This window comes from Streptomyces sp. SM11, from assembly GCF_002910905.1.
Lineage (GTDB): Bacteria > Actinomycetota > Actinomycetes > Streptomycetales > Streptomycetaceae > Streptomyces.
Window position 1 is genome coordinate 38277 of sequence record NZ_NEUE01000200.1, and the last position, 11487, is coordinate 49763.

Below are 11487 nucleotides of genomic sequence, written 5' to 3' on the forward strand. Positions count from 1 at the left end.
CAACAGGGGGCGGCTCCCCGGGTCACCAGCACTGACCCGAACGGGTGAACGCGGGCTGCCTCTGGCCCGGACCCGCGACTACGCTCGGCTGCCATGCCCACCCGAGCTTCCGTGAAGCGGTTCGTGCGCCGTCAGGCCATGCGGGCCGTCTACCGCACCGACCTGCGCCGCCCGCTCGACCCGGACCTCGCCGTCTACGGGGCGTACTGGAACCGGGGCGTCGCCTGCAATCCGGCCGCCATCCACGCCAAGGCCCGCGAACTGGTCCCGCACATCCGGGGCGTATGGGCCGTCTCCTCCCGGCACCGCGACCGGATGGAGCCCGGCGTGCCGTACGTCATCGAGGGCTCGCGCCCCTACTGGCGGGCCATGGCCACCGCCACCTACCTGGTCAACAACTCCAGTTTTCCCGGCGGTTTCACCAAACGGCCCGGCCAGCGCTATCTCCAGACCCACCACGGGACCCCGCTCAAGACCATGGGGCTGGACCAGCGCGCCTACCCCGCCCTCGCCCGGAAGGCCGACTTCGGCAAGATCCTCGCCCATGTCGGCCAGTGGGACTTCAGCCTCTCCGCCAACCCCCACACCACCGAGGTCTGGGGCCGCGTCTACCCGGGCGCGTACGAACGGCTCGACCTCGGCTACCCCCGCAACGACGTCTACTTCACCGCCACCGCCGAGGACATCGCGAAGATCCGCGCCGAACTGCGCATCGCCGACGGCCGCACCGCCCTGCTCTACGCCCCGACCCACCGCGACTACCGCACCGGCTTCGTCCCCGACCTCGACCCGGAGCGCCTGGCACGCGAACTGGGCCCGCAGTACGTGGTGTTGGTACGCGCCCACTACTTCTACGGGCGGTCCGCCGGGGTCGGCGCGGCAGGGTCCGGGCGGGTCATCGACGTCACCGGGCATCCCCGGGTCGAAGAACTGTGCCTGGCTGCCGACGCGTTGATCGCCGACTACTCCTCCCTGATCTTCGACTACGCCTGTCTGGACCGCCCGATCGTCGTCCACGCCCCCGACTGGGCCGCCTACCGGGCCGCGCGCGGGACCTGCTTCGACCTGCTCTCCGGGCGGCCCGGCGACACCCCCGGTCCCGTCACCACCACCCCCGACCGACTGGCCGACGTGTTCCGGACGGGGGAGTGGCGGTCACCGGAGGCGGCCGCGCTGCGCACCGCGTTCCGGGAGCGGTTCTGCCCGTATGACGACGGGCACGCGGCGGAGCGTGTCGTACGGCGGTTCTTCGACGTACGGGAACCTGTCGCGTCGTCGACCTCGGAGCGCGCGTCTCCGGCAAGCGGACCCGTACCCACCGGGCGCTGCTCGCCGGGCACCGCATCGACTACTTCGGCGTCGATGTGGGGGACGGCCCCAACGCGGACGCGGTGATGACTGTGGGGGCGACTCCGTCGGCGTCTTCCGCGAGCCGCAGCGCTGTCCGCGCCTGACCATGTTCGCCGTACGGGAGCCGGCGGTGTGGTGGGCGAATTGGGTCGGCGGCGTGGACGGGATCCCGCTGCCCCGGCCGGTGGACAGCCGCGAGCGGTGCGGCAGGCCCGAGCCGGCCGTCGTACCGGAGCAGGCGCCGACTCCGGAGCAGACGCCCGCGCCGGAGCAGACGCCCGCGCGTGCCGAGTCGGCGGGCTGAGCTGTGAGCGGGCCCGGCGGGATCAATGACAGGTTGACGAAAGGTGACATGCAACGCATACCGCGCGTACTGTCCCGGGGCATGGCTTGGCGCAACGCCGTCAACGGCGTCCTTCAGCAGCTCACCGGATACCAGCTCAGGCGCGTAACGGTGCCCGCCGCCCGCACCGCCCCCGCAGGCCCCGCACCGGCTCCGGCCGTCGGGCCCGCACCCGTTCCCGCGACGGCCGCGAAGCCCGGGTCGAAGAAGCCCGCGCTCGCGTTCCCGGAGGACTACGACGACGAGGCGAAGGACATCATCCGCGCGGTAAAGCCGTACTCGATGACCTCGCCGGAGCGGCTCAACGCCTTCATCCTGGCCACCCGTCACATCGCCCGGCACGACATCCCCGGCTCCATCGTCGAGTGCGGTGTCTGGCGCGGCGGTTCCATGCAGGCCTGCGCCCGGACCCTGCTGTCCGCCGGGGAGACCGAACGCGACCTGTACCTCTTCGACACCTACGAGGGCATGACCCCGCCCACCGCCGAGGACCTGCGGCGCGACGGACGGCCGGCCCAGGAGCTGCTGGACGCCCAGGGCAAGGACCGGCCGATCTGGGCGGTCGCCTCGCTGGAGGACGTCAAGGCGGGCTTCGACGAGGTCCCGTACCCGAAGGAACGCGTCCACTACGTGCGGGGACGGGTCGAGGACACCGTCCCCGGGCAGGCCCCCGAGCAGATCTCGATCCTGCGCCTGGACACCGACTGGTACGCCTCCACGAAGCACGAACTGGAGCACCTGTACTCCCGGTTGGTCAGCGGCGGCGTGCTCCTGATCGACGACTACGGCTACTGGCAGGGGTCGCGCCAGGCGGTCGACGAGTTCCTCGACAAGACCGGTGAGCGGCTGCTCCTGCTGCGGATGGACGAGGGCCGGATCGCCGTCAAGCCCTGACACCACGTCCCGAGGCCCGAGCCCCGTGCCCTCCCCGGTGCGGGGCTCGAACGCGCTCCGGCGCGCTCCCGGACACCTGACTCCGCCCTCCGCGTCACCCGAACGGGCCCCCTCGGGTGACCCGTCCTTCCGGTGAGGGTTGTACCCCATGGCCCCGGCGGGCCCCATGCCCCGAAGACCAAGCCCCCGACGCCCATCACCCCTGATGTCGTCCGCCCGGAAGGATCGTGCGCCGCGATGGCACCCCGTCTCACCGTCGTCGTCCCCCTCTACAACGTCGAGGAGTACCTCGGTGCCTGCCTGTCCTCGCTCGCCGCACAGACCATGCCGGACCTGGAGGTCGTCCTCGTCGACGACGGCTCCACGGACAACGGGCCTGCTCTGGCGCAGGAGTTCGTGGACCGCGACCCGCGCTTCCGGCTGTTCCGGCAGGAGAACGCCGGACTCGGCGCGGCCCGCAACGCCGGGATCCGCGAGGCCCGTCCCGAGGCGGACTTCCTGACGTTCGTCGACAGCGACGATGTCGTCCCGCCCGGCGCGTACGCCCGGATGCTGGCCGAACTCGACGCCTCGGGCTCCGACTTCGCCACCGGCAACGTGCTCCGGCTGCGGGCCAACGGGGAGCTCGAACAGTCCCCGATGTTCCGTGAACCGATGGAGAAGGCCCGGCAGGCCACCCACGTCACCCGTGACTGGATCCTGCTCGGCGACCGCATCGCCTGCAACAAGGTCTTCCGCCGCACCTTCTGGGACGAGCACGCCTTCGCCTTCCCCACCGGCGTGCTGTACGAGGACATCGGTGTCGTCCTGCCCGCCCACTTCCTGGCCCGCTCGGTCGACGTCGTCGAGGAACCCGTCTACCACTGGCGCGACCGCGACGGCTCGATCACCACCCGGCGGGCCGTGCCCCGGGGCATCCGCGACCGGGTCGCGGCCGTCACCACCGTCAGCCGCTTCCTCGCGGACCGGCCGGAGACGACGGGGGCGGCCGAGGCCAAGCGCCGCTACGACGCCCATGCGCTCTCCGGCGACCTGTGGCTGTTCATCGAGGCCCTGCCGGACGGCGACGCGGAGTTCCACGAGGCGTTCCTGGAGCACGCCGGAGCCTTCGCCGCCACCGTCGAACCCGCTGTCCTCGCCTCGCTGCCCCTGCACCTGCGGGTCAAGTGGCAGCTCATCCGCGAGCGCCGGCTCCCCGAGCTCCTCGCTCTCCTCGCCGACGAGAAGAAGGACCGGGACACCTTCCACGTACGCGGACTGCTCCGCCCCCGCGCGCACCACCCCGCCGTCCGCGACCCGCTGCCGCCCGCCACGACCGTACTGGCCTCCGCCGACCTGCCCGTCCACGCCCACCTCACCAAGGCCGTCTGGCGGGACGGGCTGCTGCACCTGACCGGCCACGCCTACGTGCGCAACGCCCCGGGCGGCCCGGCCCGGCTCGGCTGGCTGCGCTCCGGGAGGCGGCTGATCCCGTTGCGCCTGCGTCCCGTCGGCGGCGGCGAGGCCACCGCCCGCTCCGGCCGCTCCCTGCACCGCTACGACCGCGCCGGGTTCGAGGCCGTCGTCGACCCGCGCGCGATCGCCAGGAGAGCGGGCGACGGCCGTACGACCTGGAAGCTGGAGGCCGTCGTCGTCGGCGCGGGCCGGCCGCGCCGGGGCCCCATGCGGCTCGTCGGCACCCCGGCCCCGCCCGCCGTGACGTACACCGACGAGCGGACCAGGATCGTCCCCGTCCTGTCCGGCAACAAGCTGGAGCTGCGCACCGAACGCGTCGCCGCCGTCCTGACCGGGCAGTCGGCGGTCGAGGGCGCCGTGCGCCTGGAAGTGAAGATCCTCGGCGAAGCCGGGCCCGTCGCCCTGCGGCTCACCGAGTGGCGCACCAAGGAGACCCGGGAGTTCGCCCTGCGCGGCTCGCTCGGCTCCCGGGCGGCGGACATCCCGCTCAGCGCCCTCCGAGGGGAGGACGGCATCTGGGGTGTCCAACTCGTCGGAGAGGGCAAGTCGTTGACCGTTGCGGCCCGGACCGACGGCCAGGACGGACGCTATCCGCTGCCCGGCGGCCGTGAGCTGTACGCGGCCCCCAACCCCTCCGGCGACCTCGTGCTCACCGACCGGGCCGTCCAGCCCGTCGTCACCTCCGCCACCTGGGAGGAGTCGGGAGGGCTGGTGCTGGAAGGAGCGTTCCCGGTACCCACCGCCGCCCCCTGTGAACTCGTCCTGCGGCACAGCGGTCACCACGAGGAGGCCGTCCTCGGCCTGGAGCGAGGAGACGGAGACGGCTTCCGGGCCGTGATCGCGCCCGCCGCCGTCGAGGGGCCGGGCGGAGCGCTGCCCCTGGCCGAGGGGCGCTGGTACCTCTTCCTCCGCGAACCGGGGGAGCGGGACCCGGAGGCGTACCGCCCGCTCCGGCTGAGCACCCCCCTGCACCCCGGCCTGCCGAAGCAACAGCAGGTCGGGGGGCGGGACTTCACCCTCCAGCGGCGCCACCACGACCGGCTCGTCCTGGAGTCCGGCAGTGCCCTCCCGGCCGAGGAGCGAGGAGCGTACGGGCAGCGGCTCCAGCGCGAGCGGTACGCCGGACTGCGCGCTGCCACGGTCGACGAACTGCGCCCCGCCGTCCTCTACTCCAGCTTCGACGGCCGCCAGCACTCCGACTCGCCCCGCGCCATCCACCGCGAACTGGCCGCGCGCGGAAGGGGCATCGAGCACCTGTGGGTCGTCCGCGACCAGCAGGCCGTCGTCCCCGAAGGCGTCCGGCCCGTCGCCCTGCACAGCGCACAGTGGCACGAGGCCCTGGCCCGCAGCCGGTGGATCGTCACCAACACCCAGCTGCCCCCGTGGTTCGAGCGGGCCGAGGGCCAGTGTGTCGTCCAGACCTGGCACGGCACCCCGCTCAAGCGCATCGGCCGCGACCTCGCGGGCACCCCGCACGCCGACGCCGCCTACATGGCGTCCATGGAGCACCGGTCCGCCCAGTGGAGCGTCCTCGTCTCCCCGAACAGCTTCTCCACGCCCGTCCTGCGCCGCGCCTTCGGCTACTCCGGGGAGGTCCTGGAGTGCGGCTACCCGCGCAACGACCTGCTGTACGCGCCCGACCGGGACAAGACCGCCGCCGCCGTACGTGAACGGCTCGCGATCCCCGAGGGGCGGCGCGTGATCCTTTACGCCCCCACCTGGCGCGACGACCACCCCCGGCAGGGCGGACGCTACGGGCTCGACCTCCAACTCGACCTGGACCGGGCCCGCGACGCACTCGGCGATGACCATGTGCTGCTGGTCCGCCGCCACTACCTCGTCGGCGGGAGCGTCCCCGACACCGCCTTCGTGCGGGACGTCTCGCGCCACCCGGACGTCGCCGAACTGCTGCTGATCAGCGACGTCCTGGTCACCGACTACTCCTCGATCATGTTCGACTTCGTGCAGACCGGCCGCCCGGTGCTCTTCCACACCTACGACCTGGCCCACTACCGCGACACCCTGCGCGGCTTCTGCTTCGACTTCGAGCACCGCGCCCCAGGGCCTCTGATCCCCGACTCCGCCGGGATCGTGGCCGCCCTGCGCACCCCGGCGGCCGCCACCGCCGGTCACCGGGAGGCGTACCAGCGGTTCCGGGAGGCGTTCTGCGACCTCGACGACGGGACCGCCGCCGCCGGGGTCGTCGACCGGATGCTCAAGGGGGAGCAGGCATGAACGACTTCAGCTGTGTGATCACCGGCGGGGACAACGAGGGACCAGGAGGCGCCGACGCCCTGCGTGCCTCCGTGGAGTCCGTGCTCGGCCAGTCCCTGCGCGGAGCCGAGGCCGTCGTGGTCCTCGCCTCCGCCGCCGGCCCGGCCGTCCGCACCGCCGCCCGCTCCCTCGCCGACCGGGCCCCCGGGCGGGTCCGCCTGATCCACGCCGACCCGGCCGTCCGCACCACCGGGGCCCTGCGCAACGCGGGCCTGGACGCGGCGGGCGGCCGGTACGTCCTGGTCCTCGGCACCGGCGAAGGCCTTCAGCGGCACGCCTGCCGCAACCTCTGGCAGGCGGGCGAGACCAGCCGCGCCGACCTGATCGCCGGCCGCTGGAGCCGGATCGCCGACGAGAGCGGCAAGGAGTGGGAACCATCCTGGCAGGGTGAGCTGTACGCCCGCTCCCGCACCCTCGCCCGCTTCACCGAGGCCCCCGAACTCGTCGTCAGGGACGCCCTGGTGACCGGATTCTGCCTGCGCCGCGAGGCCGCCAGACGGCACGGGCTGCGGTACGAGGAGGACCTCACGCACGGCGAGATCCTGTTCGGCCCGCTCGCCGCCGCCGCGGTCGGCCGGATCGCCCTGGTCCGCCAGCTCGTCGTGACCGGCCGGGCCGTCCCCGACCGGGCCCGCGACCTCGCCGCCCTGGTCGAGGCCCATCGCCGGGTCGCCAACACCCTCCTCGCACACGGGCTGCCCGAACTGCGCGAGGAGCGGGAGAAGGCGTTCGCGCGCGACCACCTGGTGCCGCTCGCCCGGTCCTTCCCCCAACTGCCCGCCGCCCGCCGGACCAAGGTCGCCGCGTCCGCCGCCCGCACACTGACCGCACCCGTCCCGCCGGACCTGCCGCCGCTGGAGCGGGTCGCCGTGAGCCTGCTGGCCCGGGGCGACGCGGAAGGGGTCCTCGCGGCGGCGTACGCGCTGAGCCGGCCCGCCACCGTGTGCGCGCCCCTGACGGCGGGCGCGGACGGGCGGATCACCTGGGGCGGCGACGCGGCGGGGCGGTCCCTCGATGTCACGGAACTCGGGCACCAGCACCGCCCGTTCGGCGAGCTGCGGCTGATGAACCGGCTCACCCGCTGCGCCACCGACGGGGACGGCCGCCTGCTGCTCGAAGGACGCCTCGTGCTGCCCGGCCACAGCGGACCCGGCCCCGGCACCCCCCTCACCGCCACCCTGGAGTTCCGGGCCCGGGGCGGGGCGCGCGCCGTCGCGTTCCCGGTCGAGGAGGTCCGGCACGACGGCGACGGGATCATCTGGCGCGCACGGGCCGACGTCTCGCGCCGCCTGCGCCCCGTCGGCGCCCGCGACACCGCGTGGGACGCGCGGCTGACCGTACAGGCCGACGGCCCCGACGGGCCCCGGTCCGTCAGCGACCTGTTCGCCCCGCAGGACCAGGTGGCAGGGGCGGCCCGGTTCGCCGCCCGGCCCCGGCTCGGGTGGCTCGCCGGCGACACCTGGGAGCCCTACATCACGCTGAAGGACCACTTCGCGCTCCGGCTGACCGCCCGCCGGCGCCCGGCCCGCACCACCCACCGCCTGGTGCGCTACGCGACCCGCTTCCGGCCCGCCCGGAAGGCGAAGCTCCTCGGCCGGGCCCTGCGCAAGCGCCTGGAGCGCTACCGTTCCCGGGGCTTCAAGGCACCCGTCCACAACACCTGGCTCACCCGGCTCCCCGTGCGCCGGGGCTCCGTCGTCTTCGAGAGCCACATGGGCACCTGCTACGGCGACAGCCCGCGCGCCCTCTACGAGGAGATCCGCCGCCAGGGCCTGAAACTGCACGTCACCTGGTCCTACGACCCGTCCCCGGCCGGCTTCCCGGACGAAGCCCACCTCGTACGCCGCTGGTCCTGGCGCTACCTGTGGGCGCTGGCCCGCGCGGAGTACTGGGTCGACAACCAGGGCTTCCCGCAGCAACTACGCAAGCCCCGGCACACCACGTACCTCCAGACCTGGCACGGATCCGCGTACAAGCGGATGGGTTTCGACGAGACCCGCGTGCGGCTCCAGAACGCCCCGCAGCGGGAACGCCTCCGGCAGGCCGTGGACCGCTTCGACCACTTCCTCGTCCGCTCCGAGCACGACGTGAACACCCTGGCCCGCGCCTACCGGCTGCCCGAGGAACGGCTCCTGCGCACCGGCTACCCGCGCAACGACGTCCTGATCGCGGAGCGCGACCGGGCCGAGACCGAAGGACGGCTGCCGCGCCCGCCGCTCGCCGGGGAGCTCGGGCTGGACGACCACAAGAAGACCGTGCTGTACGCCCCGACGTTCCGGGGCGGCCCCGGCAAGCAGCGAAGGAGCCGGCTCCTGCTGGACGTGCGGGAGTTCGCGGAGCGGTTCGGCGACACCCACACCCTGCTCGTCCGCTCCCACTACCTGGAGTCCGTCCGGCTGCCGGTCTGCCCTCCCGGGACCGTCGTCGACGTCTCACGCCACCACGACGTCAGCGAGCTCCTGGCCCTCACCGACGTGCTGGTCACCGACTACTCATCCATCATGTTCGACTTCGCCCTCCTCGACCGGCCCGTCGTGCTGTTCGCCCCCGACCTCGACACGTACGCGGCCGAGCGCGGCAGCTACTTCGACCTGCGGGAGAAGGCCCCCGGGCCGGTGACCGCGACGCAGGACGAGCTGTTCGGGGCGCTCGCGGAGCTGAAGAAGTCCGACACCCGGTACGCCGACCGACGCCGTGCCTTCGTCGAGCAGTTCGGGCCCTACGACCGGGGCGACGCGGCCCGCAGGACCGTCGCCGCCGTCTTCGCGCCCAGAGCCTCCCGGACCTCCCCGGGCGCCCGCCACACCACCGACCACGACCGGGGGGCCGGCCGATGAGCCGCGACATCTACATCGTCTCCAACAGCACCGACGAACTCGGCGGCGTCACCGGCTGGATGCACCAGACCGCGCGCCTCTTCACCGGCCAGGGCCACCGGGTCCACACCATCGGCATCCACGCCTCCGACCTCACGATGGCGCTGCCCGAACAGCCCGCCCACCCCGTCACGGCCCTCCACCCCGCCCACCCTCCGACCCCCTGGACGCCCCACGGCATCCGCGACCGCTTCCGGATCCCCGCCCGGCGGAAGGAGGCCGCCCGGGCCGCCGCCAAGAAGCGGGCGGTCGGCCGGCTCTCGGAGATCTTCGCGACCGCCCGCCCCGGCGCGGTCGTCATCGTCACCCAGGTCTGGGCGATGGAGTGGGTCGGCGAGGCCGACACCACCGGACTGCGGGTCATCGGGATGAGCCACGAGTCCTACGACTACTCCCGCGCGAGCCACCGCTACCGCTGGATCAAGAAACACTACAAGGACCTCGACCACTGGCTCGTCCTCACCGAGGAGGACGCCGACCAGTGGGCCGGGGACGGCATGAACAACGTCGGCTTCCTCCCCAACGCCCTCTCCCGCCTCCCCGCCGTGCCCTCCCCGCGCACCGCGAGGACCGTCGCCAGCATCGGCCGGCTCAGCGACCAGAAGGGCATCGACCTGCTCCTGGACACCTGGGCCCTTCTCGCTCCGTCCCGCCCCGACTGGCGGCTGCGCGTGTACGGGGCGGGTGAGGACGAGACCGCCCTGAAAGCACAGTGCACCGCCCTCGGCCTCGACGGGTCCGTGGAGTGGATGGGCCGCACCGACGACGTCGAGCGGGCCCTCGCCGACGCCTCCGTCTTCGTCCAGTCCTCGCGCGGCGAGGGCTTCCCGCTCGCGCTGCTGGAGGCGATGGCCAGTGGTGTGCCCTGTGCCGCGTTCGACTGCGCGCCCGGGGTGCGGGAGATCGTCCGCGACGGCGAGGACGGGCTGCTGGCCCCCGCCGGGGACATCGCCGCCCTCGCCGACCGGCTGCTGAGGCTCACCGGCAACCCCCGGCTGCGCGACTCCATGGGCGCGCGGGCCCGCTCCGGCGTCCAGCGGTTCTCCGAGCCGGAGACCCTGCGGCGCTGGGAGGAGCTGTTCGCGTTCCTGGAACGCTGAGCCCCCCGGCCCGTGGGTCAGCCCCCGACGCGGGCCCTGGCCCCCTCCTGGGACGGCAGGGCCACGGGCGTCCGGAGGGCGGCGGACGGCACCGGCAGCGGCAGCCCGTCCGTCTCCCCGAGGAAGACCCGCCGCACCACCCGCTCGGCGGCGTACCCGTCGTCGTACGGACAGAACCGGGCCCGGAACGCGGCCCGCAGCTGCGCCGAGCGGGAGCCCCGCCAGTGGCCCGTGGCGAAGATGTCGAACAGGTCGTCCTGGCTCCGGGCCACGATGCCGGGAGGGAACGCCGTGATGTCGAAGTACGTGCCCCGGGCCGCCTCGTACGCCTCGATGTCGTCGAGGTGCAGCACCACCGGGCGGTCCAGGTTGACGTAGTCGAACATCAGCGACGCGTAGTCCGTGATCAGGGCGTCCGAGGCGAGCGCCAGCGTCTCCACCGACCGGTGCGCGCCGACGTCGATGATCCGGGGATGCGGCGCCCGGCGGCCGCCCCCGGGGCCGGCCGGGAGAGGGGCCCGGGCCAGCACCACGAACTGCGGGCCCAGGACCCGGACCAGCAGCTCCAGATCCAGGGCGAGCCGCTGGACACGCCGGTAGTCGCGGTGCGTCGGGGCGTACAGCAGGGCCGTGCTGCCCGCCGGGATCCCCAGCGTCTCGCGCAGCCGCGCCACATCGGCCGGGCCGGTGCGGTGGTACACGTCGTTGCGCGGCGATCCGTACTCCAGCGTCGTGTACGCGGACGGGTAGGCCCGCTCCCGTACGAGGGTGGAGTGCGGGTTCGCCGAGAGGGAGAAGTCCCAGGAGTCGACCGAGCGCAGCAGCTGCTCGAAGTCGGTGCCCCGGGCGGCGGCGGGCCGGTCCAGCAGATCGGTGCCCACGGTCCGCAGCGGAGTCCCCTCGTGCGTCTGCAGCAGCACCTGGCCCCGCCGCTTGACCAGCCCCGGGTCGAAGGAGCCGTCGTTCACCAGGTACGCGGAACGGGCCAGCGCCGCCCGGTGGGCGAAGGTGCCGGGCGCGAGGTGCCGGGTGCCGGTCGGCACGGTGTGGGCGTCGACGGGCCGGCAGATCCAGGCCGTCCGCACCCCCGGGACCAGTTCACGGACCTTCGCCTCGATCGCCGCCGGGTTGCCCGTGTACCCCCGGCCGCCCCGGGCGGCGAACACCGCGTCCCGGGGGCGCAGCGGCAGCCGCG

At 73.7% G+C, this 11487-nt stretch carries 7 protein-coding genes; 6 read left to right on the top strand and 1 reads right to left on the bottom strand.

Translation table 11 applies throughout. The annotated features are described in order from the left end of the window. Window positions 1-93: 93 nt before the first annotated feature. The 6 genes from B9S58_RS18790 to B9S58_RS18815 all read left to right on the top strand — a co-directional run bounded on the left by B9S58_RS18790 (window position 94) and on the right by B9S58_RS18815 (window position 10292). Complete coding sequence (locus B9S58_RS18790) at window positions 94-1395, top strand: CDP-glycerol glycerophosphotransferase family protein (RefSeq protein WP_258044689.1); 1302 nt, start codon at window positions 94-96, stop codon at window positions 1393-1395. Between the two features lie 61 nt (window positions 1396-1456). Further along, window positions 1457-1654 carry a hypothetical protein gene (locus tag B9S58_RS39200; protein WP_258044690.1) on the top strand — a complete coding sequence of 66 codons (198 nt, stop codon included), beginning with the start codon at window positions 1457-1459 and terminating at the stop codon, window positions 1652-1654. Window positions 1655-1702: 48 nt separating this feature from the next. Then, window positions 1703-2587 (top strand): TylF/MycF/NovP-related O-methyltransferase, encoded by an 885-nt coding sequence (locus B9S58_RS18800; protein WP_181009368.1) that lies wholly within the window; start codon window positions 1703-1705, stop codon window positions 2585-2587. Between the two features lie 237 nt (window positions 2588-2824). Then, entirely contained in the window at window positions 2825-6277 is a 3453-nt protein-coding gene (locus tag B9S58_RS18805) for a bifunctional glycosyltransferase/CDP-glycerol:glycerophosphate glycerophosphotransferase (RefSeq protein WP_103533283.1), read from the top strand. After that, on the top strand, window positions 6274-9153 hold the full coding sequence (locus tag B9S58_RS18810) for a bifunctional glycosyltransferase family 2 protein/CDP-glycerol:glycerophosphate glycerophosphotransferase (protein ID WP_103533284.1): 2880 nt from the start codon (window positions 6274-6276) through the stop codon (window positions 9151-9153). Before B9S58_RS18805 ends, B9S58_RS18810 begins: the two co-directional genes overlap by 4 nt. Further along, a complete protein-coding gene (locus tag B9S58_RS18815; protein WP_103533285.1) occupies window positions 9150-10292 on the top strand; it encodes a glycosyltransferase in 1143 nt (380 codons plus the stop codon). Before B9S58_RS18810 ends, B9S58_RS18815 begins: the two co-directional genes overlap by 4 nt. A gap of 17 nt (window positions 10293-10309) precedes the next feature. Here the strand turns inward: B9S58_RS18815 and B9S58_RS18820 are convergent. After that, window positions 10310-11487 (bottom strand): CDP-glycerol glycerophosphotransferase family protein (locus B9S58_RS18820; protein ID WP_146063530.1); only part of this gene is annotated, 1178 nt, incomplete at its 5' end.